The organism is Sphingomonas oryzagri (genome assembly GCF_029906645.1).
Classification (GTDB): Bacteria; Pseudomonadota; Alphaproteobacteria; order Sphingomonadales; family Sphingomonadaceae; genus Solisphingomonas; species Solisphingomonas oryzagri.
The window spans coordinates 2,843,861-2,868,938 of the sequence record NZ_JARYGZ010000001.1; the positions used below are offsets into that span (position 1 = coordinate 2,843,861).

A 25,078-nucleotide genomic window follows, 5' to 3' on the forward strand; every position below is an offset into this window, starting at 1 on the left:
GAGCCGGCCCGTAGACCGGAACAAGGGATTAGGGAGAGAACATGACAATCAAAAAGACCGCGCTCCTCGCCTCCGCCGCGCTGGCGGCGGCGACGGGCCTGGCGGCCCAGGCGAACGCCGCCGCCTTCTACCTGCAGGAGCAGTCCACCAAGGCCGTCGGCCGCGCCTTCTCTGGCGAAGTGTCCGAACAGGGCGCCCAGCAGCAATGGTGGAACCCCGCCGCGATCGGCGGCATCTCCGGCTTCCAGAACTATGTCGGCCTGAGCTTCATCGATCCGACGGCGGATGCCACCAACATCAACTCGCGCGTCGTGCGGCCGGGCCTTCCGCTCGGCGCCGCGGTTCCGGGCCTGCCCAACCTCAACGCGCTGCCCGGCGTGCCGCCGCTGCCGATCTCGCTCAGCTATCCGAACATCGCGTCGAGCACCGATCCGGTGGGCGGCAACCAGAACGTCCACAACATGGTGAACAAGGGCTATCTGCCCAATGGCGGCTTCGCCATCCCGCTGCCGAAGGGCTTCGCCTTCGGCTTCACCATGACCTCGCCGTACAGCTTCACCACCAATTACGGGGCGAACGACTGGACGCGCTATTCGGCGGACAAGTCGCGTCTGCGCACCTTCGACTTCCAGCCGGCGCTCGCCTGGCACCATGGCGGCCTCAGCATCGGTGCGGCGCCCAACATCGAATATGTCCGCGCGACGCTCTCCAACTACCTGCCCGACCCGCTGACCAACATCCAGGGCGCGCTCACCCAGTCACTCCAGCAGCAGCTGGCAGTGCTCGGGCCGCTCGGCGCCACGCTGGCGCAGCAGATCGGCGCGGGCGTCGGCGGCCCGCTCTCGGCCGCGCTCAACACGCCGGACGGGCACCAGTATCTGAAGGGATCGGGCTGGGACGTCGGCTATTCGTTCGGCTTCCAGTATCACAACGACAAGGTCGATCTCGGCGTCAGCTACAAGTCGGCGATCAAGCACCACCTGAAGGGTCACCTGATCGTGGACGGCCTTTCCGGCCTGCTCGCCACGCAGGGTGCCAACCAGCGCGTCGACGGTGCGCGGGCGAGCTTCACGACGCCGTGGCAGGTCAACGTCGGTATGCGTTACCACGTCACGCCGCAGCTGACGCTCAACACCCAGGTGACGCGCTACGGCTGGAGCAAGTTCAACGCGATCAATCTCTATAATCTGGGTGACAACCCCGATCAGTCGGTCACCGAGAATTACAAGAACAGCTGGGCCTATGCCGTCGGCTTCGATTACAAGGTGAGCAAGCAGTTCACCTGGCGCGGCGGCGTGCAGCGTGATCGTACGCCGATTCAGGATGGCTTCCGCGATCCGCGCGTGCCCGACGGCAACCGCTGGAACTTCGCGACCGGCGGCTCCTTCGAGATGAACAACCACATGGGTCTCGACGCGGCGTTCAGCTACGACAAGATCCAGAACGCGCGGATCAGCGACACCACCTACGCCTATGTCGGCACGCCGGTGCAGACCGCGATCATCAGCGATGGCGAGTTGCACAACGCCCACGCGCTGGTCTTCTCGCTCGGCGGGCACGTGGCCTTCTGATGAGCGACCCGGCCCTCGCCTCCAACGATCGGCCGGCTTCGGCGGGGAATGGCTCCGGCCATTCCCCGTCCTTCGCGCCGCGCCTGCTGACCGACCTGCTCGACCACGCCGTGGCCACCTGGCCGGAGCGCGTGGCGATCGATTTCATGGGTCGCCGCTGGACCTATGCCGAGCTTGGCTCGCTGGTCGATCATGCGGCGCGCGGACTGCAGGACCTGGGCGTGAAGCCCGGCGACCGCGTCGGCCTGTGCCTGCCCAACACGCCGTATTACGTCGCGCTCTACTTCGCGACCTTCCGGGTCGGCGGCATCGTCGTCAACCTGAACCCGCTCTATGTCGAGCGCGAGCTGTGCCACCTGATCGAGGATTCGGGCTGCCAGGTAGTCGCCACCTGCGACATCACCTCGATCCACGACAAGGTGACCAAGGTCGCCGAGCAGCTGAACCTGCGCAAGCTGATCGTCTGCCCGATCTCCGGCGCGCTGCCGACCTTCAAGGCGATCGGCTACCGCATCTTCAAGCGCGGCGAGATCGCGCACGTGCCCCATGATGCGCTGCACGTGCAGTTCCACGCGCTCGTCGCGTCCGACCGGAAGCCCGATCCCGTCTCGGTGAAGACCGACGACGTCGCCGTTCTCCAATATACCGGCGGCACCACCGGCGAGCCGAAGGCCGCGATGCTGACGCACGCCAACCTCACCGCCAATTGCGCTCAGATGAGCGTGTTCGTCGCAGGCCAGATGGACCCGAACGAGCAGCAGCGCATCCTGGGCGTGCTGCCGCTGTTCCACGTCTTCGCGCTGACCAGCATCCTCAACTACGGAATCGACAACGGTGCCGAACTGGTGCTGCTGCCCCGTTTCGAGCTGAAGCAGGCGGTCGACACGGTGGCGCGCGCCAGGTGCACGACCTTCTACGGCGTGCCGACCATCTACGGCGCGCTCAACAACCTGCCCGAGAAGGAGCTGGCCAAGCTCGCCTCGATCAAATGGTCGGTTTCGGGCGGCGCGCCGCTGCCGTTCGAGACGCGCCAGCGCTACGAGCAGCGCATGGGCACGCCGCTGGTCGAGGGCTACGGCCTGTCCGAAGCCTCGCCGATCATCACCTGCAACCCGCTCGACGCGCCGCCGCGCGACAACAGCGCCGGCCCCGCCTTCCCCGGCACGGTGATCGAAATCCGCGATCTGGACGATCCCACCAGGATCCTGCCGCAAGGCGAGAAGGGCGAGATCTGCGCGCGCGGGCCGCAGGTGATGAAAGGCTATTGGAACCGCCCGGACGCGACCGCCGAGGTCTTCGTCGATGGCGCGCTGCGCACCGGCGACGTCGGCTATCTCGACGAGGACGGCTACCTCTTCATCGTCGACCGGATGAAGGACCTGATCATCGCCAGCGGATACAACATCTATCCGCGCACGATCGAGGAGGCGCTCTACGAGCATCCCGCGATCGCCGAAGCGGTGTGTATCGCGGTGGACGACGCCTATCGGGGGCAGGCCCCCAAGGCCTTCGTGACGCTCAAGGCCGGCCAGTCGGCGACCGTCGACGAGCTGTGCGAGTTCCTGAAGGACAAGCTCAACAAGCTCGAAATGCCCAAGGCGATCGAAATCCGCGACGAGCTGCCGAAAACGCTGATCGGCAAACTTTCCAAAAAGGAGCTGGTCGCCGAAGAAAAGGCGAAGGCGGGCCGGAATTGACGGGTCGGGGCTGACAGGACTGCGAGGGGTGGGGTGAGTGGTGTGACCAGAGATGGGGATGAGCTGCACGGCATCCAGAAGGTGTCGGCGGATCTGGGGGTGACTCCGCGCACGCTCAGATTCTACGAGGACAAGGGGCTGATCGAGCCGAAGCGGGTCGGCACCACGCGCATCTACACGAAGCGCGAGGTCGGCCGGATGCAGCTGATCCTGCGCGGCAAGCGGCTGGGCTTCTCGCTCAAGCTGATCAAGCAGTTCCTCGATCTCTACGATGCCGATCCGCAGCATGTGGAGCAGATGAGCGCGCTGGCCGTGGTCGCCAGCCAGCGCGCTGACGAACTGGAACAGCAGCGCCACGCGCTCGACCTGACCATCGCCGAATTGCGCCAGATCGAACGCGAGGCGCTGGAAAAGGTCGCGGCGGCAAAGGGATAATATCCGCAAAAATCGGGAGGAATATCGGTGACAGGCCGGCCTCCCATGCTAAAGCCTCCCGCAACCGGGAGTCGCTCGTGTCGCTGCAAAAGGTCTTTCGCTTCGGGATCGCGCTGAGGCGCCGATTCCGGCAGAGCGAGGCGACCTTCATCCTGCTCTCCGTGGTGGTCGGCGCCGTCGGCGGCGGACTGGCAGTGCTGCTCGGCGCGGCCGCGCACCGGCTCCAGCGCTGGCTCTATCACCTCCCCGGCACGATGCGGCTGAGCGCGGCGCCGCATCTCGAAGCCTCCACCCTCATCGCGCTGCCGCTGGGCGGCGCGCTGCTCGGCCTGCTGATGCTGGCGCTCGATCGCTGGCGCCGGCGGACCCCGGTCGACGTCGTCGAGGCGAACGCGCTGCATGGCGGCGCCGTGCCCTTCCGCGACACGCTTTCGGTCACCGGGCAGACCTTCGTCTCCAACGGCTTCGGCGCCTCGGTGGGGCTGGAGGCGGCCTATGCGCAGATCGGCGGCGGCATCGCCTCGGTGCTGGGCAAGTGGCTGAGCCTGCGCCGCGGCGACATGCGCGTGCTGGTCGGCGCGGGCACGGGTGCTGCGATCGGCGCGGCGTTCGGCGCGCCGCTGACCGGCGCCTTCTACGCCTTCGAGATCGTCATCGGCGCCTACACGCCCGCCGCCATCGCCCCCGTCGCCGCCGCCGCCATCGCCGGCGTCGCCACCGCGCGGACGATGGGCGCCGTCCCCTATCTGATCACCGTCGATTCGACCGGCATCTCGCGCAATCTCGATTATCTCGCCTTCGTCGGCATCGGCATCGTCTGCGCGCTGACCGGCATCATCCTGATGCGCGCGGTGAGCCTGCTCGAACAGGGCGTACGCTGGACGAAGCTACCGCCGGCCGCGCGGCCCTTCGTCGGCGGGCTGCTGCTGATGCCGATCGCGCATATCAGCCCGCAGGCGCTGTCGGCGGGCCACGGCGCGCTCCACCTCGCACTGGCGGGCGACGCGCCGCTCAAGATCCTGTGCATCATCTTCGCGCTCAAGATGCTGGCGTCATGCATCTCGCTGGGCTTCGGCTTTCGCGGCGGCCTGTTCTTCGCGAGCCTGTTCCTCGGCGTGATGGTCGGCCGTATCTATGGCGACGTGACCGAGCTGCTGCTGCCCGGCCAGCATCTCTGGGCGCAGGACGCGGCGCTCGTCGGCATGGCGGCGCTGGCGGTGTCGGTGGTCGGCGGGCCGATGACGATGAGCTTCCTGGTGCTGGAGGCGACGCGCGATTTCGCGCTGACCGGCATCGTGCTCACCGCCAGCCTCGTCGCCTCGGCGCTGGTGCGCGAGCTGTTCGGCTACAGCTTCTCGACCTGGCGGCTCCACCTGCGCGGCGAGGTGATCAAGTCGGCGCGCGACATCGGCTGGGTGCGCCAGCTCACCGCGGGGCGGATGATGCGCAAGGCGCCGGTCGCGGTGCCGGCCGACATCTCCATCGCCGAGTTCCGCCGCCGCAACCCGCTGGGATCGACCAGTCGCGTGATCCTGATCGACGAGGACGAGCATTATGCCGGCATGGTCCCGACCACCCGCGCCTATGCCGACGGCGTCGACCTCGACGACCCGGTCGATACCCTGACTCGCCGCCCCGACGAGACGGTGACCCCCGACCGCAACATCGCCGAGGTGATGCAGGCGTTCGACCGCCTCGGCGTCGACGACCTCGCAGTGGTGGACGGCGACGGCGGCGTGCTGGGGTTGCTCACCGAAAGCCACGTGCGGAAACGCTATGCCGACGAGCTGGAGAAAGCGCAAAGGGAGCTGTTCGGGGAGAGTTGAGGACAATTTTGCGGGACGGAGCGCCGTCTTCTCATTCGTCACCCCGGGCTTGACCCGGGGTCCCGCTTCTTCTTCGTTTCGAACATGGACAGTGAACGACGCGGCGGCTGGGTCTACATCATGGCCGATCGCTATCGCGGCACGCTCTACGTGGGCGTGACGGCTGATCTTGCGTCACGAATTTTTCAGCACAAGAACACTGGCGGGTCCGACTTCTGCGCGCGATACGGCCTTACGCGTCTGGTGTGGGCCGAATACGGCGAAGATATCACCGCCTGCATCGCCCATGAGAAACGCCTGAAACGCTGGCAGCGCGCATGGAAGATCGACCTGGTCGAGCGCGCCAACCCCGAATGGACCGACCTGTTCGCCTAGCTTGCCTGAAAAGCAGCGGGACCCCGGATCAAGTCCGGGGTGACGACGTAGAGGAGTGGCCGCAAGTAGGACAATAGCCGCCAAATCCTCTGTGACTGCCTCACGCAACGAAAAAGGCGGCGCCCCTTGCGAGGCGCCGCCCTGTTCCTTCGCCGAAGCCCGCCCGACTTACGCCGCGGCGCGCTTCGCGCGCTTGCGCTCGTTCGGATCGAGGTGGCGCTTGCGCAGACGGATCGTCTTGGGCGTGACCTCCACCAGCTCGTCGTCGTCGATATAGGCGATCGCCTGCTCCAGCGTCATCTTGCGCGGGGGCGTCAGACGGATCGCGTCGTCCTTGCCGCCCGAAGCGCGGAAGTTGGTCAGCTGCTTCGCCTTCATCGGATTGACCTCGAGGTCGTCATCCTTGGCGTTCTGACCGACGATCATGCCCTCGTAGAGCGCCTCGCCATGGCCGACGAACAGGATGCCGCGCTCCTCGAGGGGCCCGAGCGCATAGGATTGCGCCTCGCCGTTTCCGTTGGAGATCAACACGCCGTTCTTGCGGCCTTCGATCGTGCCCTTGTGGGGGCCGTATTTCTCAAACAGCCGGTTCATGATGCCGGTGCCGCGCGTGTCCGACAGGAACTCGCCGTGATAGCCGATCAGGCCGCGCGACGGCGCCGAGAAGGTGATGCGGGTCTTGCCGCCGCCGGACGGGCGCATGTCGGTCATCTCGGCCTTGCGCTGGTTCATCTTGTCGACGACCGTGCCGGAGAATTCCTCGTCCACGTCGATCACGACCGTCTCGTAGGGCTCGGTCTTCTTGCCGTTCTCGTCCTCGCCGAACAGCACGCGCGGGCGGCTGATGCCGAGTTCGAAGCCCTCGCGGCGCATCGTCTCGATCAGCACGCCGAGCTGGAGCTCGCCGCGGCCCGCGACCTCGAAGCTGTCCTTGTCGGCGCTCTCGGTCACCTTCACGGCGACGTTCGATTCGGCCTCGCGGAACAGGCGGTCGCGGATCATGCGCGAGGTGACCTTCGAGCCTTCACGGCCGGCGAAGGGCGAATCGTTCACCGCGAAACGCATCGAGAGCGTCGGCGGGTCGATCGGCTGCGCCTGGATCGGCTCGGACACCGAGGTGTCGGCAATGGTGTTGGCGACGGTCGCGACGGTCAGGCCCGCGAGCGAGATGATGTTGCCCGCCTGCGCCTCGTCCACCGGCACGCGATCGAGGCCGTGGAAGGTCATGATCTTCGACGCGCGGCCCGCCTCGATCACATTGCCCTCGGCATCGAGCGCGTGGATCGGCTGGTTGAGCTTCACCGTGCCCGAATTGACGCGGCCGGTCAGGATGCGGCCGAGGAAGTTGTCGCGGTCGAGCAGGGTCACAAGGAAGGTGAAGGGCGCGTCGACGTCGACCTTCGGCTCGGGCACGTGATCGACGATCTTCTGGAACAGCGGGGTCAGATCGCCCTCGCGCGCCATCTCGTCGGTCGACGCATAGCCGTTGCGGCCCGACGCGTAGAGCACCGGGAAATCGAGCTGCTCGTCATTGGCCTCGAGCGTGACGAACAGGTCGAACACCTCGTCGAGCACTTCCTGCACGCGGCTGTCCGGCCGGTCGATCTTGTTGACGACCACGATCGGCTTGAGGCCGAGGGCGAGCGCCTTGCCGGTCACGAACTTGGTCTGCGGCATCGCGCCTTCGGACGAATCGACCAGCAGGATCACGCCGTCGACCATCGAGAGGATGCGCTCCACCTCGCCGCCGAAATCGGCGTGGCCAGGCGTGTCCACGATGTTGATGCGGGTGCCTTCCCACACGATGGAGGTCGGCTTGGCGAGGATGGTGATGCCCCGCTCCTTCTCCAGATCGTTGGAGTCCATCGCGCGCTCTTCGACGCGCTGGTTGTCGCGGAAGGTGCCGGACTGACGGAAGAGCTGGTCGACGAGCGTGGTCTTGCCATGATCGACGTGGGCGATGATCGCCACGTTGCGGAGCGCCATGAAATATGATCCTGTCGGAGTTGTGGGCGCGCCCATAGCCTAAGTGCTGCGATGCGGCAACCGCACGCCGGTTTAGGCCCGCGCGGCGATCAGCCCGGCACCGAACAGGAAGAAGAGCGATCCGGTGGCGCGATCGAACAGGCGCTGGCGCTTCGCCGAGGCGAGCCATCCAGCGAGCCGGCGCCCACCGGCGGCATAGGCGACGTACCAGCCGGTCTCGATCACCACGAAGGTGCCGGTGAGGATCGCGAACTGCGGCGCCCAGCCGGCCTTCTGGCTGATGAACTGCGGAAAGAGCGCGGCGGCGAACAGGATCAGCTTGGGGTTGGACAGGCCGGTGAACAGCGCGTCGCGGAATAAGGCGAAGGCAGACGGCGAGCGCGTCCCCCTCCCTGAAAGGGAGGGGTTAGGGGTGGGTTCGTCACCGGAGTATGTCACGCCCGCCCCAGGCGAACCCACCCCCGCCCCCTCCCTTTCAGGGAGGGGAGAGTTCACTTTGCCCGCGCCGCGCCACGCCTTGAAGCCCAGCCATACCAGATACGCCGCGCCCGCATAGCGCAGGACATCGAACAGATGCGGCGAGGCGAGCAGCAGCGCGCCCACTCCCGCCGCCGATGCGACCAGCGCCAGCAGCACGGCGCTCATGCAGCCCGCCATCGCCCAGACCGAGCGGGCGAAGCCGTGGCGGACCGATCGCGTCATGACGTGGAGCATGTTCGGCCCCGGCGTTCCCGAGATCAGGAACACCGTCACCGCGAACAGCCACCAACGATCCCAGGTCATGCCGATTCCCTTCGTGCGAGCGGCGCCCATACGCTCTCTCCCGCCCCGAAGGGAGAGAGTCTAGGAACCGCTGCAACAAATCCGACATGCACGGAGGATAGCGGCGACGCATGACCCAGTTGCTCACCCCCACCCGCCGCGCGGTCCTCGGCGGGATTGCCGTCGCTCCGTTCATCCTGCCGTCGCGCCTCTCCGCGCAGATGCGGTTCGCGGATTACCCCTTCACGCTCGGCGTCGCCTCCGGTTCGCCGCTGGCCGACGGCTTCGTGCTGTGGACCCGCCTCGCGCCCTCGCCGATGGAGCCGCACGGCGGCATGCCGATGAAGCCGATCGCGGTCGACTGGGAGGTCGCGGAGGATAGCGGCTTCAAGGCGGTCGTGCAGAAGGGCACGGAGACGGCCTGGCCCGAGCTCGGCCATTCGGTGCACGCCGAGGTTGCCGGCCTGAAGCCCGGCCGCTCCTATTGGTATCGCTTCCTGTGCGGGGGCGAGAAGAGCCTCGTCGGCCGTGCCGCCACCCTGCCCGCCGCCGGATCGGCTGTCGCGCGGATGCGCTTCGCCGCCGTCGGCTGCCAGCATTTCGAGGCGGGCTGGTACACCGCCTTCCGCCGCGTCGCCGAGGAAGACCTCGATTTCGTCTTCCACTATGGCGACTACATCTACGAATATCACCCCGGCTATGCGCTCGACGAGAACAAGCGGCCGATGCAGCCGGTGCGCCTCTATGCCGGGCGCGAGCCGTTCGCGATCGGCGACTATCGCATCCGCTACGCGCAGGAGACGCTGGATCCCGACCTGATGGCCGCGCGCGCCGCGCATCCGTGGTTCTGCACCTATGACGACCACGAGGTGCAGAACAACTGGGCCGGCGTCTACGACCAGAACGGCACCCCGCCCGAGGTCTTCGTCACCCGCCGGCGGCAGGCGCTGCAATGCTGGTACGAGCATATGCCGGTGCGCAAATCGACTTTGCTGGCGGACGGCACGGTCGATTTCCACACCCGCGCCGATTTCGGCGACCTCGCCCGCCTGCACCTGCCCAATACGCGGCTCTATCGCACCGATCAGCCGTGCGGCGACAATTACAAGCCGATGTGCGCGGAGGCGGCGAAGCCCGGCGCGCAGATGATCGATCCGGCTCAGGAGAAGTGGCTGGACGACGGCCTCGCCTCCAGCCGCCAGCGCTGGCAGGGCGTGCTCCAGCAGGTGATGATGTGCCCGCTCGATCGCCGCTCGACCGGCGATTCCGACGAGGACGCATCGGTCCACGGCGACAAGCCGGTGTTCAACATGGACAGCTGGGGCGGCTACCCCGCGCAGCGCGAGCGGCTGTTCGATGCTTTCGGGCGCAAGGGCAATGTCGTCGTCGTCACCGGCGACGAACATCAGAACTTCGCCAGTGATTTGATGCACGGCGGCCGCGTGGTGGGCAGCGAATTCGTCTCGACCTCGATCACGTCGGGCGGCGACGGCCACGATACGCGGCCGGGCAACGAGACGTGGATGCGCAACAACCCCAACCTCAAATGGACCAACGACCGGCGCGGCTACGTGCTGAGCGAGGTCACGCCCGAAAGCTGGATCGGCCATTACCGCACCTTGGACGCGGTGACGGTGAAGGACATGCCGATCAGGACGGCGGCAAGCTGGGTGGTGGAGAGCGGCAAGACGGGGCTGCAGCGCGCATGACCCTTATCCTCCCCCGCCAGGGGGAGGATAAGCAGCGTGTCACTTGAACAAGACAGTGCCTCCATCCTACATTCACAGGCGAACTGCGAGGGGTAGGATGAAGGCATGGCCACCGAGACGACGACCGCCGAGGCACCGACGATCGAGCTGACGCCCCCGGCGCCCGTCCCCGCGCTCGCGCCCGAGAAGGCGGCGGGGCTGGTGCCGGTCGACGAAAAGACCCGCACCAAGCTCGACGAGAAGGTCGACGGCTTCATCGAGACTTTGGTCGCCACCGACAGCAACTCGCCGGAATTCGGCAAGCAGGTCGACCAGATCACCAACATGGGCCGCCGCGAGATCATGGAGGCGGCGGGCCACTCCAACCGCTTCCTCGATCGCCCGACCAAGGCGATGGACAAGGACGGAAACGTCGGCACCAACCTCGCCGAACTGCGCCGCACGATCGAGGATCTCGACCCTTCCACCAAGGGCGATCTGTTCACCAGCCGCAAGATCTTCGGGATCATCCCGTTCGGATCGAAGATGCGCAATTACTTCGACGGCTACAAATCGGCGCAGAACCACATCTCGACCATCCTCCAGCACCTCGCCGGCGGCAAGGACGAGTTGCTGAAGGACAATGCCGCGATCGATGTCGAGCGGCAGAGGCTGTGGGCGGCGATGGGCAAGCTCGAACAGATGATCCACGTCGCCAAGACGCTCGACAGCCGGCTGGAGCAGAAGGCGCTCGATCTCGACGCCACCGATCCCGCCAAGGCCAAGGCGATCCGCGAAAGCGCGCTCTTCTACGTCCGCCAGCGCACGCAGGATCTGCTCACACAGATGGCGGTGACGGTGCAGGGCTATCTGGCGCTCGATCTGGTCAAGAAGAACAATGTCGAGCTGGTAAAGGGCGTCGATCGCGCCTCCACCACCACGGTCGCGGCGCTGCGCACCGCCGTCACGGTGGCGCAGGCGCTGACCAACCAGAAGCTGGTGCTGGATCAGATCACCGCGCTCAACACCACCACCGCGAACATCATCGATTCGACCGGCACGATGCTCAAGAACCAGACCGGCGCGATCCACCAGCAGGCCGCCGCCAGCACCATCCCGATCGACACGCTGAAGCGCGCGTTCCAGAACATCTATTCGACGATGGACGCGATCGACACGTTCAAGCTGCAGGCGCTCGGCAACATGAAGCAGACGGTCGACGTGCTGACCGACGAGGTCGAGAAATCGCGCGGCTACATCGCGCGGGCCGAGGGCGCGGCGCAGGCCGAATCGTCGGCGCGCGAAGAAGCGTTCAAGATCGACTGACATGCCAGGCAGCGACGACATCATCGAACACGCCGCCGATTTCCTGCGGCGCATCTCGCCCGAGGGGCGGGCGGCGGCGCGGCGCAGGCGCGAGCGGCGGAAGAAGGCCTTCCTGCGCATCGCGCGGCGCGTGGTGCTGGCCTGCGTCGCCATCCTGGGCGTGGCGATCGCGATCGGCTTCGTCCGGCCGATCGGCGCCGAGGGCGTGTTCCTGACGATGGTGGCGATGGCGCTGGCGGCGGTGGCGATCACGCTCTGGTCCCGCACGCCGGACTTCACGCCCGAGAAGGTGGCGAGCACCGACCTCCACCTCCTGCCGAGCCAGACCGGCGAATGGCTGGAGCAGCAGCGCCCGGCCCTCCCCTCGCCCGCGCAGCGCCAGCTCGACCAGCTGACCGCCAGCCTCGACGCGATCACGCCGCAACTGGCGGCGCTGGACGCGCGCTCCCCGGAGGCGCTGGAGGCGCGCCGCCTGATCGGCGACGAGCTGCCCGAGCTGGTGCGCGGCTACCAGAAGGTACCCCCGTCGCTCCGCCGCCAGCCGCTGAACGGCGGCCCCTCGCCCGACAGGCAGCTGGTCGAAGGCCTCGGCACGATCGGCGAGGAAATCGCCCGCATGAACGCGCGGCTGGCAGACAACGACCTCAAGGCACTGGCGACGCAGAACCGGTTCTTGGAGATCAAGTATAAGGGCGATGGGGAGATGGGGGAGTAGGTTGCTGCCAGCGGTCGGAGAACGGCCGCTACTGACGCCCCGCTTCCACTGGCTCGTCATCGCGAGGCGCGAAGCGCCGTGGCGATCCACATGCCCCCGCATCCGCATTGCCGCGCTACGCTCGCAAGGGCGGCATGTGGTGGGTAGCTGACCGGCTAGAACCGGCGGATTGCTTGCACGAGCACGAAAATTAAAAACGCGATTCCCACGATATCCAACCAAAATCTCTCCCAAAATTCACGAGGATCCTTATTCCTCCACGCAACCTTTCCTTTTAGCTGAATTCTCACTTTACGCAGAGCGATGTAGATCGAGCACATTAAATAAATCATCAAGCCGACCACAACAGTGAGACTCAACGATTTCATCATAAACGCGACCCTGATTGCTGTTCGTCCAGTTTTGCCATCGATCGCTGTATGATTGGTTACTCTCAGATTATATCGACTTCCGGTTAGCGTTCCTGCTGCACTCTGCGGGTCATCAGCCGAGGATGACATAGCCGACGAGCAGCGATTTTTGGATGCCTAACGGCAGGTTTTGGGGCGATACCCGCCGCCTCGTCGCCCCTGCGCAGGCAGGGGCCTATCTCCTTACAGTCCCGCCCAAGATACAGCTCAGGTGATGGGCTCCTGCCTACGCAGGAGCGACGCAACTAGCGGGGAGGGCAACCCCCTTCCAATGTAGGATTTCGTCTGTCACCCTGCGCGGATCACGCTCTGTCTCAGCTTGAATCCCGGCCCGGAAATCGCGCCGCTCGCGCAACTTTTTGCGGCCATTCGCGTAATTTCGAAGCCCCAAGAGGTCATTTTCGATCCGCACAGCTGTCAATGTTGTCAACTTCGCGGCCCCTCACGCCGCCAGCAGCTTCCCCGCCTGCGCGCGCGCCTCGTCGGTCACTTCGGCGCCCGAGAGCATGCGGGCGATCTCCTCGCGGCGCTCGGCCTCGTCGAGCAGGCGGACGCCGGTGCGGGTGACGATGCCGTCGTGGCTCTTGGCGATCAGCAGCTGCCGCGCCGCGCGCGCCGCGACCTGCGGCGAGTGGGTCACCACCAGCAGCTGCGCCTTGTCCGCCAGCCGCGCCAGCCGCTCGCCGATCGCCGAGGCCACAGCACCACCGACGCCGCGATCGATCTCGTCGAAGATCATCGTGCGGGCGCCTGCCGCCTCGGCCAGCGCCACCTTGAGCGCGAGGATGAAGCGGGACAGCTCACCGCCGGACGCGATCTTCACCAGTGGCGCGAAGGGCGCGCCGGGGTTGGTGGAGATCAGGAACTCGACGCGGTCGCGCCCGTCGGCGCCCCACTGCGCCTCCGGCAGCCGCTCGATCGCGGTGCGGAAGCGCGCGGCATCGAGCTTGAGCGGCGCCAGTTCGGCCGCCACCGCCTTGTCGAGCCTGAGCGCCGATCCGACACGCGCCTCGGACAGTGCCGCGGCCTCTGCCTCATAGGCCTTGCGGGCAGTGGCGACGGCCTTCTCCAGCTCCGCCAGCCCCGCGCTGCCCGCCGCCATCCGCGCGAGGCGGCCGGACAGCTCCTCGGCCAGCGCAGGCAGTTCGTCAGGCTGGACGCGGTGCTTGCGGGCGAGGCCGCGCAGATCGAACAGCCGCGTCTCGATCCGGTCGAGCCGTTCGGGATCGAAGGCCATCGCCTGCCCGGCGGCGGCCAGTGCATCCTCGGCCTCGGAGGCCTCGATCACCGCGCGATCAAGCGCCGCGAGCGCCGTGGCCAGCGCCTCATGCTCGTGCGCGATCCGGTCGAGCCGCCGCGCCGCCTGCCTGAGGCCCGCGAGCGCGCCGTCCGATCCGTCGAGATGCGCGGTGACGCCGGACAGGTCCTCCGCCAGCCGCGCGCCCTTCTGCATGGCGGATCGTTCGCCTGCCAGCGCCTCCTCCTCGCCCGGCTCGGGTGCCAGCGCGGTGAGTTCGCCGACCGCATGTTCCAGCCATTCGCGATCCCGCTCGGCGGTCTCCAGATCGACGCGCGCCGTCTCCAGCGCCGCCTCCGCTGTCCGCCAGCGCCCATGGGCCTGCGCCACGCTTGTGAGGTCGAAGCGCCCGAAGGCATCGAGCAGCGCGCGGTGGCCCTTGGCATTGAGCAGCCCGCGATCGTCATGCTGGCCGTGAATCTCGACGAGCCGGCCGCCCATCTCGCGGAGCAAGGCGGCGGAGACGGGCTGATCGTTGATCGAGGCGCGCGATCCGCCGTCCGCCTTGACGATGCGGCGCACGATCAGCGGCTCGCCAGGCTCGCCCTCCAGCCCGTTCTCGGCGAGCAGGGCGGCGATGGTGGCGTCATCACCGGCATCGAAGCTGGCGGTCACCACCGCCTGCGCAGCGCCGTGCCGCACCAGCCCGCTGTCGGCCCGCGCGCCGAGCGCCAGCCCCAGCGAGTCCAGCAGGATCGACTTGCCCGCCCCGGTTTCCCCCGTCAGCGCGCCGAGGCCTGCGGAAAAATCGAGGTCCAGCGCCTCGATCAGCACCACGTCGCGAATGGCCAGCCGGATCAGCATCGCAGATGCCTTAGCCTATCGACGCGCCCAAGAGAACAGGGAGCGAACGCGGATACCGCGCTCAGCCCTCCATCAGCTTCTTGTGCTTCTTGTCGATCTTGCTCTTCTTGCTCTTCACCTCGCCCTCGGTCGGGGCTTTCTTGTGCATCAGGTTGAAGGCGCGGCTGTACCATTTGGAGCCGGGATAGTTGTTGCCCAGCACCGCTGCCGCCTTCTGCGCCTCGACCGGGATGCCGAGCGCCAGATAGGATTCGGTCAGGCGCTCCAGCGCTTCCGGCGTATGCGTGGTGGTCGGATACTGATCGATCACGACGCGGAAGCGAATCACGGCAGCCAGCCACTCGGCCCGGCGCTGATAGAAGCGGCCGATCTCCATCTCCTTGCCGGCAAGGTGATCGTTGACGAGATCGATCTTCAGCCGGGCGTCGGCGGCGTAGTTGGTGTCCGGATAGCGGCGCACCAGTTCGCCCAGCGCGTCGAGCGCCTGCTGGGTGATCTTCTGGTCGCGGGTGACGTCGTTGATCTGCTCGTAATAGTCGATCGCGATCAGGTAATAGGCGTAGGGCGCGTCGCGGTTGCCGGGGTGGATCGACAGGAAGCGCTGCGCCGACGCGATCGAATCGTTGTAGCTGCGGCCGAGATAATAGCTGTACGCGCTCATCAGCTCGGCGCGGCGCGCCCAGATCGAATAGGGGTGCTGGCGCTCCACCTCGTCGAACAGCTGGGCGGCCAGCTTGTACTGCTTCTTGTCCAGCCGATCGCGGGCTAGGTTGTAGAGTGTGTCCACGTCCCGCGCGATGAACTTGGTGTCGGCCTTCTTCTTGTTGCCGTGGGCGCAGCCCGACAGCGGCGCGAAGACGGCGGCGGCGAGCGCGGCGAGAAGGATCGGGCGGGTGGCAAGACGTGGCATGGCGACGATCCTTAGCGGGTCGATCCGGCTGTGGGAAGCGGCCCGGAGAGGGCTTTGTTCGGGCGGACGAGACAGTTTCGTTCGCGGACTGAATGGCTTCTTAACGGGGCGCTGGCAGAAGGCGGGGCGATGCTGCGCGTCCTGACCCTGGCCACCCTGTTTCCGGACGCGACGCGGCCGACCTTCGGCGTGTTCGTCGAACGGCAGACGCTGGGGCTGGCGGCGCTGTCGGACATCGAGGTGAAGGTGGTGGCGCCGATCGCGGCACCACCGGGGCCACTCGCCCGCTTCGGGCAGTCGGCGGGGATGGCGGACGTGCCGACGCGCGAGACATGGAAGGGACTGGATGTGCTCCGTCCACGCTTCCCTTCGCTGCCCGGCGTCCCCGCGCTCAACCCGATACTGATGGCGCGCGCATTGCTGCCGATTCTGAGGCGGATACGTGCGGATTTTCCGTTCGACGTGATCGATGCCGAATTCTTCTATCCCGACGGGCCGGCGGCGGTGCGGCTGGGCCGGGTGCTGGGCGTGCCGGTGTCGATCAAGGCGCGCGGGCACGACATCCACCATTTCGGAAGCGCGCGCGGCACGGCGCGGCAGGTGCTCGCGGCAGGCCGGGCGGCAGGCGGGATGCTGGCGGTGAGCGCGGCGCTCAAAGCGGACATGGTGTCGCTGGGACTGCCCGCCGAGCGCATCCGCGTGCATTATACCGGCGTCGATCTCGATCGCTTCCGGCCGGTGGCGGACCGGACAACCGCAAAGGCGGCGCTAGGCCTGGCCGGACCGGTGCTATTGTCCGTGGGCGCGCTGATCCCGCGCAAGGGGCACGATCTGGCGATCCGGGCACTGGTGGACCTGCCAGACGTCACGCTGATGATCGCCGGCAAGGGACCGGAACACGGCGAGTTGGAGGCTCTGGCACGGGAGATCGGCGTGGCCGACCGCGTCCGACTGCTGGGGTCTCAACCGCACGAAGCCTTGCCCGCGCTGGTCGCCGCCGCCGATGTCGGCGTGCTGGTGTCCGCATCGGAGGGACTGGCCAACGCCTGGGTCGAATCGCTCGCCTGCGGAACGCCGCTGGTGTTGAGCGATGTCGGCGGCGCGCGCGAGCTGGTCGATCGGCCGGAAGCGGGGCGAATCGTCGCCCGTGAACCGGCCGCCATCGCGGCAGCCGTACGCAAACTGTTGGACTCGCCTCCCGACCCCGCCGCCGTGCGCGCAACGGCCGAGAGATTCACATGGGAGACAAACGCGGCGGCGCTGCGCGATCACCTCGGCAGGCTGGTCGCCTAGCGCTCAAGCCCCATCAGCGCAGCGACGATCTCGCGACCTTCGGCGCGCAGCACGCCCCAGGCACGCGCGGCGGCCCGGCTGTCCATCACCTCGACGCCGATGCCCTGTGCCTCCAATGCCGCCGTGAAAGCGGGCGACGGGCGTCGCAGCGTCGCGCCGGTGCCGAGCAGCAGGAATTCGGGCGCCGGATCGCGGGTCAGCAGATCGCCCAGCGCCGAAGGATCGAGCGCATCGATCGCGGGCGGCGCCCATGGGATCGCTGCCTCGGGGGTCAGCAGCGCCGCCTCCAGCACCTCGCCGTCGATGCGGAAGCCGCCGTCGGCCGCGATCGCCTCGATCGCCGGGCCGGATGCGACCCGATCGGGCGAGATCTTCGCCATCAGGCCTTCGGGCCGATCCGCTCGGCGCGGGCACGCGCGGCCTTCTTCTTGTCGCCCGCTTCCTCCATCTGGCGGAAGCGCGACTTGTCGAGGCCGAGCGTGATCAGCAGCGAGGACGACACGTAGATCGACGAATAGGTGCCGACCACGACGCCCAGCATCATCGCCGCCGTGAAACCGCGCAGCACATGGCCGCCGAAGAACAGCAGCGAGGCGAGCGCCAGCAGAATGGTCAGCGAGGTCATCACGGTGCGCGGCAGCGTCTCGTTGACCGAGAGGTCGATCAGCTCGCCCAGCGGCATCTGCCGGTATTTGCGGAGGTTCTCGCGGATGCGGTCGTCGATCACGATCTTGTCGTTGATCGAATAGCCGATGATGGTCAGCACCGCCGCGACGATGTTGAGATCGAATTCGTAGCGGGTGAGCGCAAAGAAGCCGAGCGTCATCAGCACGTCGTGGAAGATCGAGATGAAGGTCGCCACGCCGAACTGCCATTCGAAGCGCACGATGCCGAACAGCGCGATGCAGAACACCGCCGCGACGACGGCGAAGATGCCCTTCCAGATCAGCTCGTCCGAAACCTTGCCGGAAACGGTGTCGACCTGGTTGAACGGCAGGATGACGTGATCCTGCGCCAGTGCCGTCTGCACCTTGGCGACCAGCGCGTTGGTGGCGCCCTCGTCATGCACCGGGGGCAGCGGCAGGCGGATCGAGACGGTGTCCTTCGGCCCGAACTGCTGGAGCTGCGCATCGCCGATGCCGAGCGCGTCGATATGCTTGCGCACATTGTCGATCGGCGCATCGCCGGGGAACTTGGCCTCGATCATCAGGCCGCCGACGAAATCGACGCCGAGGTTGAGGCCGCGCACGCCGACGAGCACGCCGGCCGCGATGGTGAGCAGCAGGGTGAGCCCGAAGGCCCAGCCGCGCAGCTTGACGAAGCCGATATTGGTGTTGTCGGGAACGATCTTGAGCAGGCGCATGGTCAGCGGCCTCAAATATTCATGGCTTGCGGGCGCTGGCGGCGAATCCAGAGCGCGACCAGCATGCGCGTGAAGGTGACGGAGGTGAACACCGAGGTGGCGATGCCGAACAGCAGCACCACCGCGAAGCCCTTGACCGGGCCGGAGCCGAGCAGAAGCATGATCAGACCGGTGATGGCGTGGGTCATGTTCGCCTCGAAGATGGTGCGGCTGGCTTCCTTGTAGCCGAGCTCGACCGACTGGACGACGTTGCGCCCGCGTCGCCGCTCCTCACGGATGCGCTCGTTGATCAGCACGTTGGCATCCACTGCCGTACCGATGGTCAGCACGAAGCCGGCGATGCCCGGCAGCGTCAGCGTCGCGTTCAGCACCGCCATCAGGCCGAGGATGACGAATACGTTGATGAGCACCGCGAGATCGGCATAGAGGCCGAAGCGCCCGTAGGTGAGGAACATGAACACGATCACGGCGGCGACGGCGATGGCCGACGCGATGATGCCGGCATGGATCGAATCCTGCCCGAGGCCGGGGCCGACGGTGCGCTCCTCGACCGTCTTCAGCGTGATCGGCAGCGAGCCGGACTGCAGCGCGATCGCCAGCGTCTGCGCGGTTTGCGCGGTGAAGCCGCCCGCGATCGACGCGGTGCCGCCGAGAATCGGCTCGTTGATGTTCGGCGCGGAGATCACCTCCCCGTCGAGGATGATCGCGAAGGGCTTGCCGACATTCTGCTGGGTGGTCTCGGCGAAGGCGCGCGAGCCCTTGGCGTTGAACGAGATGGAAACCGACGGCTGGCCGTTCTGGTCGTAATCCTGCCGCGCGGACTTGAGATCGCCGCCGGTCAGGATCGCCTGGCGGAACACCGCGAGCGGGCGGCCCTGATACGGCAGGATCTGGTCGCCGATCGGCGGCAGGTTGGCGGCGACCTTGGCCGGGTCCGCCTGCGTATCGACCAGCTTGAACTCCAGCTTGGCGGTCTTGCCGATCAGCGCCTTCAGCTCGGCGGGGTTCTGCTGGCCCGGCACCTCGACGAGGATGCGGTCGCTGCCCTGCAGCGCGATCGTCGGCTCCTTGGTGCCGAGCGCGTCGATGCGCTTGCGCACGATATCGACCGCGCCGGTCATCGCCTGCTTGACGAACTGGTCGATGCCACCCTGCGTCTGGGTCATCACGATGCGGGTCGAATCGACGACCTGCACGTTCCAGTCGCGCGTGCCGGTGGTGCCGACCGGCTGGGTCAGGTTGCGCGCGGTGTCCACCGCCGCATCGACCTGCGCGGGATCGCGCACGAAGAAGCTCAGCGTGTTGCCGTTCGCCGAAATGTCGCCGATCGCGATCGGCGCCGGCGTGTTCTTGCGCATCGCGCCACGCACCGTGTCTTCCATGTTGGTCAGGCGCGACTTGGCGACGTCGGCCGTGTCCGCTTCCAGCAGGATGTGGCTGCCACCGGCGAGATCGAGGCCGTAATTGATCCGCGGCGCGAAGCCGAGGCCCCACTGCTTGGCGGTCGATTCGGGTATGAAGCTCGGCACCGCGAGCAGGATACCGACGAGCAATACGCCGAGGATCGAGGCGATCTTCCAGCGCGGGAAATCGAGCATGGCCCCCTCGCGTCCCTTATGCGCGATCGTTGGCGACGGTGGCGCCGCGCACGCTGGTGAGAGTCGACTTCACGACGCGGATCTTCACGCCGGACGCGATCTCCACCTCGATCTCGTCGCCGTCCACCTTGGTCACCTTGCCGACGACGCCGCCGCCGGTGACGACGGTGTCGCCCTTCTTCACCGCGTCGATCATCGCGGCGTGCTGCTTCACCTTCTGCTGCTGCGGGCGGATGATCAGGAACCACATGATCGCGATGATGGCGATCATCGGGATCAGCGGCCCGAACGAGGTCAGGAAGCTCGAGGACGCGGGCGCGCCGGCGGCCTGGGCATATGCGGGGGACGAGAACATCGGTGCTTGTCTAGCCTGGCTGGGGCGCGGGGCGCGGCCCTGGTGATGAAGCGTGCGCGCCTAACATGGCGCATGGGCCGCATCAAGGCGAAGAGCGCTTGCCAAGCGACGGCTTGTCGCCTAGTGGGCGCCGCCTAGGTCGGGGCGTGGCGCAGCCTGGTAGCGCATTAGACTGGGGGTCTAAGGGTCGCAGGTTCGAATCCTGTCGCCCCGACCAGCTTATCCTTACCGGATATTCGGCAAAAAGGCCGGGTCATTCGCTGACCCGGCCTTTTGCTTTGGCCATGATGGTGCGCGCCATCTTACTTGGCGGGGGCCTTTGCGAAGGTGACGCCCATCTTGGCCCACTCGCTCACCGAATGGCATTCCGTGGCGCCGATGCGCGAACCGGTCAGCGCGTCCTGCGTGACACAATAGACACCGCTCTTCTGGTCGATGGTGACCTTGGGGGTCTCGGCCTGCAGGGCGGACACGGTGCCGAAGGTGATGGCGGCGGCGGCAACGGCGGAAAAAACGTAGCGGATCATCATCTGTCTCCCATCAATCTGGTACGAAGGACCGGGGCGCCTCCGATGCCCCGTGCTTTGCAGAGGGCGTGCCAGTTTGCGAAAAAGCCCGGATTTCGGGGATTTTCGATCGGCTGAATAGGCAGCCCGCAGGCGTTACCACCTCTTGTCGGCGTGATTTCCCGTTTTCTGGTGTTCGCCGCCGGACATTTTCTGTTCGTTTTCGGACAGGCCAGCGGCCTTGCCTCGCTGTCCGCAGCCGATAGTCTCGCCACCGATGCTGAGTCTCATCGCCGCCCTGCTCGCCGCGACGCCGGCGGCCCCGCCGCCCGCGCCCGAAATCGTGGTCACCGCGAAGCACGACAAATGCTTCGTCGAATATGGCCAGCACCCCGTATCCGACGACGACCTGAAGGCGCTGACGCAGAGCTGGGCGCTGGGCACCCCGGTGCGGGTGATCGAGCCGCGCGGCGCGAATCTGAAATGCGAGTTCGAGATCATGAAGTCGCTGGCGGCGCACGGCCAGCACGCTGCGCAGTTCGTCGCGCGATCGGAGGATCTCTCGCCCGAGGATACCAAGGCGGAGGAAGCCGAGCGTGCCGCCGAACGACAGAAAGAGGCCATCGCGTCAGCGACACCGATGCCTCTCACCCCTGCGATGCTCGCCGGGCCATCCACGGCGATGGCGGCGCCCCCGCCACCGGTTCGTCGCGGGAAGCGCGGCCGAGCGGCCCCGCAAGGCCGCTCGATCGCGCAGGCGCCATCGGGCATCGTTACCCTCGCCTGCACGATGGCGGACCCCGAAAAGCCCTATCAGCTCGACGTGATCGTCAACGAGGAAAAGGGCACCGCGACACCGTCCCGCCCGGATACCGGCGGCGGATCGGAGATGAAGGCGCTGTTCATGCCCGATGCCGTGCGCTTCGGCCCGTTCACGATCAATCGATCGACCTTGCAGATCTGGCGCCAGAATGGCGGCAATGGCGCCACCGCCGGCAAGCAGCCGGCCATCGTGCCGGGCCAGTGCGCGCTCGCCGACATGCGGCGCGTGTTCTGAACGGGCGGAACCCCTCCCCCTCTGGCCCGTAGAGACGACCATGATCCGCGCCTTCTTCCTCGCGCTCGACGATCTCGGCGATCGGCGGGTACTCGCCATCCTCGGCCGTTCGCTGCTGCTGACGCTGGCGATCTTCGCGGGACTAGGCGTCCTGCTCGGCTGGCTGCTGAGCGGCTTCGATCCGTGCGGGCTGCTGTCCGCCGATGATTCCTGCCCACTCGGCGGAGGCGCGAGCGGTTTCGGCGCCTTCGTGCTGACCGCGTGCCTGCTCTGGTTCCTCTTCCCGGCGATCGCGATCGGCGTGATCTCCGCCTACATGGACCGGATCATCGCGGCGGTGGAGGCGCGGCGCTATCCGGAAGCCCTCGCCTCGGCCCGGCCGCTGGGCTGGGCGCGCGGGGCGTGGCTCGGCCTCAAGTCCAGCCTGCGGGTGCTGGTCTACAACCTGATCGCCTTGCCCCTCTACGTGATCCTGCTCCTGTTGACCGGAATCGGCCCGGTGCTGCTCTTCGTGATGGTGAACGGCATCGCCTTCGGGCGCGATCTCGGCGAGATGGTCGCGACGCGACACCTCGATCGCGCGGGCACGCGCGAATGGCTGCGCGAAACGCGGGGCGACCGGGCGGTGATGGGCATGATGGTGACGGGCGTCTTCCTGCTGCCGATCGCCAACCTGCTGGCGCCGGTGCTGGGCGCCGCGATGGCGACGCACCTGTTCCACGCGCGAATCAGGCGGTGAAGATCGCGCCCTCGCGCACTTCGACCGGCCATGCGGTGAGAGACTGGCCCATGCACGGCCCGCCGACACAGGCACCGCTTTCCGGATCGAACAGCGCGCCATGCCAGGAACAGGCGATCAGCGCGCCGTCGGGCGTCAGATAATCGTCGAGCCTCTGGGTAAGCGGCAGGCCGGCGTGCGGGCACCGATCGACATAGCCGAACGCCGATCCACCCCGTCGCACCACGAAGCCATGGAAGCGCCCGGCCTTCATCTGAAGCACGAAATTGCGCGCCTTGCCGTCCGCGATCAAGTCGATCGGGCCGAGCCGCACGCCGGGCGGCGTCGCGAACAGCCGCTCGGCATCGCTCATTGAGGATCGGCGTCGGGTTGGCGATCCGGATGCGCGGCTTCCACCTCGGGCAGCGCGCGCGCGGCATTGGCAGCGGCGAGCAGGCGCGGATAAGACGACACATCCACCGAGAAGCGCTCGGCCGAATAGAGCTGCGGCACGAGGTAGCAATCCACCAGCGTCGGCGTATCGCCATAAGCGAAGCGCCCGCCATGTCGCTCGATCAGGGTTTCCAGCGCCGCGAAGCCGTCGCGGATCCAGCGTGCCGCCCATTGCTTCACCGCCGCGCTGTCCGCGCCGAACTGGGTGCGCAACGCGGTGGTAACGCGGATGTTGTTAAGCGGATGGATGTCGCACCCGATCAGCGCCGCCATGGCGCGCACCACCACCCGCTCGTCGGTCTCCTTCGGCAGCAGCGGCGGATCGGGATAGCGCTCCTCCAGCCATTCGAGGATGGCCGGGCTCTGGGTCAGCAGCGTGCCATCCACCTCCAGCGTGGGCACCAGCATCTGCGGGTTCAACGCTCGATAGGCTCCGTCATTCTGCGCGCCGGCACGCAGATCATAAGTCCGCTGATCATAAGCGACGCCCTTGAGATTGAGCGCGATTCGCGTGCGATAGGACGTGCCCGAGCGCCAATAGCCGTGGAGGATCATGAGGGAAGCCGCGCCTTTGCGAATCCGGACCAGGCATCGTCATAGTCGCCCTGGAGCGTTTCCGTCTCCATCGCCCAGCGGGTCGGGCGGATGACCTGGCGGCTTTCGAACATGAAAGCCATCGTCGCCTCGATCCTGTGCGGCTTGAGATCGGCGGCGATCGCCTTCTCGTAGCTCGCCACGTCCGGCCCGTGGCCGTTCATCTGGTTGTGCAGCGATCCGCCGCCGGGTGCGAAGCCGCCTTCCTTGGCATCGTAGGCGCCTTCGATCAGCCCCATATATTCGCTCATCACGTTGCGGTGGAACCAGGGCGGCCGGAACGTCCCCTCCGCCACCATCCAGCGCGGCGGGAAGATCACGAAGTCGACGTTCGCGGTGCCCGGCGTATCGCTCGGCGAAGTCAGCACCGTGAAGATCGACGGATCGGGATGATCGAAGCTCACCGTGTTGATCGTGTTGAAGCGGGCGAGATCGTAGCGGCAGGGCGCGAGATTGCCGTGCCACGCCACCACATCGAGCGGCGAGTGATCGAGCGTGGTCGTCCACAGGCGGCCCTGGAACTTCTGGATCACCTCGCAAGGTTCGTCACGGTCCTCATACCACGCCACTGGCGTCTCGAAGTCGCGCGGGTTGGCGAGGCCGTTGGCGCCGATCGGGCCGAGATCGGGCAGGCGGAAGAGATGCCCGTAATTCTCGCAGACATAGCCGCGCGACGGGCCGTCCAGTTCCACCCGGAAGCGCACCCCGCGCGGGATCAGCGCGATGTGGAGCGGCGCCACGTCGAGCACGCCCATCTCGGTAACGATGCGAAGGCCGCCCTGCTGCGGGAGGATCAGCAGCTCGCCGTCGGCGGAGAAGAAGACGCGGTTCTCCATCGAGCGATTGGTGGCGTAGAGGTGGATGCCGCAGCCATCCCCGCTCGCGACGTCGCCATTGCCGCCGTAGGTGACGAGACCGTCGACGAAATCGGTCGGCTCGGACGGGATCGGCAGCGGGTCCCAGCGCAGGCGGTTGGGGCTGGGCGGCACCTCGTCGAACGGGCCGGAGCGCAGCAGCTTCGCGCCCTCGTAGGGTACGAACGGCGCATGATTGGCGGTCGGCCGCATCCGGTAGAGCCAGCTCCTCCGGTTCTCGCTACGCGGCGCGGTAAAGGCGGTGCCAGACAGCTGCTCGGCATAGAGGCCGAACGGCACCTTCTGCGGCGAATTGCGCCCGATCGGCAGGGCGCCCGGCACCGCCTCGGTGGAAACATGGTTCGCGAAGCCGGGGAGGTAGTGCGACGTCATCTCTTTCCGCTCCGTTCGCCCTGAGCTTGTCGAAGGGGCTGTCCTTCTTCTCGGCCGGGGTCAAGGGAAGGACAGGGCTTCGACAGGCTCAG

23 protein-coding genes and 1 tRNA gene are annotated in these 25,078 nt (G+C 66.9%); 12 read left to right on the forward strand and 12 right to left on the reverse strand.

Annotated elements, in window-relative coordinates; genetic code table 11:
• Positions 1-41: 41 nt before the first annotated feature.
• The 5 genes from QGN17_RS13795 to QGN17_RS13815 all read left to right on the forward strand — a co-directional run bounded on the left by QGN17_RS13795 (position 42) and on the right by QGN17_RS13815 (position 5,904).
• Entirely contained in the window at positions 42-1,571 is a 1,530-nt protein-coding gene (locus QGN17_RS13795) for an OmpP1/FadL family transporter (RefSeq protein ID WP_281045047.1), read from the forward strand.
• Positions 1,571-3,268, forward strand: coding sequence for a long-chain-fatty-acid--CoA ligase (locus QGN17_RS13800; protein ID WP_281045048.1), 1,698 nt, complete (start codon positions 1,571-1,573; stop codon positions 3,266-3,268). Before QGN17_RS13795 ends, QGN17_RS13800 begins: the two co-directional genes overlap by 1 nt.
• 42 nt (positions 3,269-3,310) lie before the next feature.
• A complete protein-coding gene (locus tag QGN17_RS13805) occupies positions 3,311-3,703 on the forward strand; it encodes a MerR family transcriptional regulator (RefSeq protein WP_281045049.1) in 393 nt (130 codons plus the stop codon).
• Positions 3,704-3,780: 77 nt separating this feature from the next.
• Positions 3,781-5,529: a chloride channel protein gene (locus QGN17_RS13810; protein ID WP_281045050.1), complete on the forward strand. Its 1,749-nt coding sequence runs from the start codon at positions 3,781-3,783 to the stop codon at positions 5,527-5,529.
• An 84-nt stretch (positions 5,530-5,613) separates the two neighbouring features.
• Positions 5,614-5,904 (forward strand): GIY-YIG nuclease family protein, encoded by a 291-nt coding sequence (locus QGN17_RS13815; protein WP_281045051.1) that lies wholly within the window; start codon positions 5,614-5,616, stop codon positions 5,902-5,904.
• 168 nt (positions 5,905-6,072) lie between these two features.
• On the opposite strand, the gene typA is transcribed toward QGN17_RS13815, so the two are convergent.
• On the reverse strand, positions 6,073-7,890 hold the full coding sequence (gene typA / locus QGN17_RS13820) for a translational GTPase TypA (protein ID WP_281045052.1): 1,818 nt from the start codon (positions 7,888-7,890) through the stop codon (positions 6,073-6,075).
• Between the two features lie 72 nt (positions 7,891-7,962).
• Positions 7,963-8,673 carry a LysE family translocator gene (locus QGN17_RS13825; protein WP_281045053.1) on the reverse strand — a complete coding sequence of 237 codons (711 nt, stop codon included), beginning with the start codon at positions 8,671-8,673 and terminating at the stop codon, positions 7,963-7,965.
• 110 nt (positions 8,674-8,783) lie between these two features.
• On the opposite strand from QGN17_RS13825, the gene QGN17_RS13830 reads away from it, so the two are divergent.
• From QGN17_RS13830 to QGN17_RS13840, 3 genes are all read left to right on the forward strand, one after another.
• Positions 8,784-10,361, forward strand: a complete 1,578-nt coding sequence (locus tag QGN17_RS13830) for an alkaline phosphatase D family protein (protein ID WP_281045054.1) — start codon at positions 8,784-8,786, stop codon at positions 10,359-10,361.
• Positions 10,362-10,466: 105 nt separating this feature from the next.
• Positions 10,467-11,666, forward strand: coding sequence for a toxic anion resistance protein (locus tag QGN17_RS13835; protein WP_281045055.1), 1,200 nt, complete (start codon positions 10,467-10,469; stop codon positions 11,664-11,666).
• Between the two features lies 1 nt (position 11,667).
• On the forward strand, positions 11,668-12,381 hold the full coding sequence (locus tag QGN17_RS13840; protein WP_281045056.1) for a hypothetical protein: 714 nt from the start codon (positions 11,668-11,670) through the stop codon (positions 12,379-12,381).
• Positions 12,382-13,233: 852 nt separating this feature from the next.
• Here QGN17_RS13840 and recN read toward each other — a convergent pair.
• Both recN and QGN17_RS13850 read right to left on the reverse strand, forming a co-directional pair.
• The gene (gene recN / locus QGN17_RS13845; protein ID WP_281045057.1) at positions 13,234-14,892 is read right to left on the reverse strand and encodes a DNA repair protein RecN; all 1,659 of its coding nucleotides are present in this window, start codon (positions 14,890-14,892) and stop codon (positions 13,234-13,236) included.
• A 61-nt stretch (positions 14,893-14,953) separates the two neighbouring features.
• Complete coding sequence (locus QGN17_RS13850; RefSeq protein WP_281045058.1) at positions 14,954-15,802, reverse strand: outer membrane protein assembly factor BamD; 849 nt, start codon at positions 15,800-15,802, stop codon at positions 14,954-14,956.
• 129 nt (positions 15,803-15,931) lie between these two features.
• Between QGN17_RS13850 and QGN17_RS13855 the strand changes: the two genes are divergently transcribed.
• Positions 15,932-17,095, forward strand: coding sequence for a glycosyltransferase (locus QGN17_RS13855; RefSeq protein ID WP_281045059.1), 1,164 nt, complete (start codon positions 15,932-15,934; stop codon positions 17,093-17,095).
• On the opposite strand, the gene QGN17_RS13860 is transcribed toward QGN17_RS13855, so the two are convergent.
• Genes QGN17_RS13860 through yajC form a run of 4 tightly spaced genes read right to left on the reverse strand, consistent with a single transcriptional unit; the run spans position 17,092 to position 20,411 of the window.
• Positions 17,092-17,475 carry an Mth938-like domain-containing protein gene (locus QGN17_RS13860; protein ID WP_281045060.1) on the reverse strand — a complete coding sequence of 128 codons (384 nt, stop codon included), beginning with the start codon at positions 17,473-17,475 and terminating at the stop codon, positions 17,092-17,094. The genes QGN17_RS13855 and QGN17_RS13860 overlap by 4 nt on opposite strands.
• Positions 17,475-18,458, reverse strand: coding sequence for a protein translocase subunit SecF (gene secF / locus QGN17_RS13865; protein WP_281045228.1), 984 nt, complete (start codon positions 18,456-18,458; stop codon positions 17,475-17,477). Before secF ends, QGN17_RS13860 begins: the two co-directional genes overlap by 1 nt.
• An 11-nt stretch (positions 18,459-18,469) precedes the next feature.
• Positions 18,470-20,056, reverse strand: a complete 1,587-nt coding sequence (gene secD, locus QGN17_RS13870) for a protein translocase subunit SecD (RefSeq protein WP_281045061.1) — start codon at positions 20,054-20,056, stop codon at positions 18,470-18,472.
• A gap of 16 nt (positions 20,057-20,072) precedes the next feature.
• A complete protein-coding gene (gene yajC / locus QGN17_RS13875) occupies positions 20,073-20,411 on the reverse strand; it encodes a preprotein translocase subunit YajC (protein ID WP_022689801.1) in 339 nt (112 codons plus the stop codon).
• A gap of 140 nt (positions 20,412-20,551) precedes the next feature.
• On the opposite strand from yajC, the gene QGN17_RS13880 reads away from it, so the two are divergent.
• A tRNA-Pro gene (locus QGN17_RS13880) sits at positions 20,552-20,628 on the forward strand.
• A gap of 85 nt (positions 20,629-20,713) precedes the next feature.
• Here the strand turns inward: QGN17_RS13880 and QGN17_RS13885 are convergent.
• A complete protein-coding gene (locus QGN17_RS13885) occupies positions 20,714-20,938 on the reverse strand; it encodes a hypothetical protein (protein WP_281045062.1) in 225 nt (74 codons plus the stop codon).
• Positions 20,939-21,194: 256 nt separating this feature from the next.
• On the opposite strand from QGN17_RS13885, the gene QGN17_RS13890 reads away from it, so the two are divergent.
• The gene (locus tag QGN17_RS13890; RefSeq protein WP_281045063.1) at positions 21,195-21,974 is read left to right on the forward strand and encodes a hypothetical protein; all 780 of its coding nucleotides are present in this window, start codon (positions 21,195-21,197) and stop codon (positions 21,972-21,974) included.
• Positions 21,975-22,014: 40 nt separating this feature from the next.
• Complete coding sequence (locus QGN17_RS13895; protein WP_281045064.1) at positions 22,015-22,713, forward strand: EI24 domain-containing protein; 699 nt, start codon at positions 22,015-22,017, stop codon at positions 22,711-22,713.
• Here QGN17_RS13895 and QGN17_RS13900 read toward each other — a convergent pair.
• The 3 genes from QGN17_RS13900 to hmgA are packed head-to-tail and all read right to left on the reverse strand — an operon-like array spanning position 22,703 to position 24,986.
• A complete protein-coding gene (locus tag QGN17_RS13900) occupies positions 22,703-23,065 on the reverse strand; it encodes a Rieske (2Fe-2S) protein (RefSeq protein WP_281045065.1) in 363 nt (120 codons plus the stop codon). The genes QGN17_RS13895 and QGN17_RS13900 overlap by 11 nt on opposite strands.
• Positions 23,062-23,700, reverse strand: coding sequence for a maleylacetoacetate isomerase (gene maiA / locus QGN17_RS13905; RefSeq protein ID WP_281045066.1), 639 nt, complete (start codon positions 23,698-23,700; stop codon positions 23,062-23,064). The genes QGN17_RS13900 and maiA overlap by 4 nt, the downstream gene beginning before the upstream one ends.
• Positions 23,697-24,986, reverse strand: coding sequence for a homogentisate 1,2-dioxygenase (gene hmgA / locus QGN17_RS13910; protein WP_281045067.1), 1,290 nt, complete (start codon positions 24,984-24,986; stop codon positions 23,697-23,699). Before hmgA ends, maiA begins: the two co-directional genes overlap by 4 nt.
• Between the last annotated feature and the right edge of the window lie 92 nt (positions 24,987-25,078).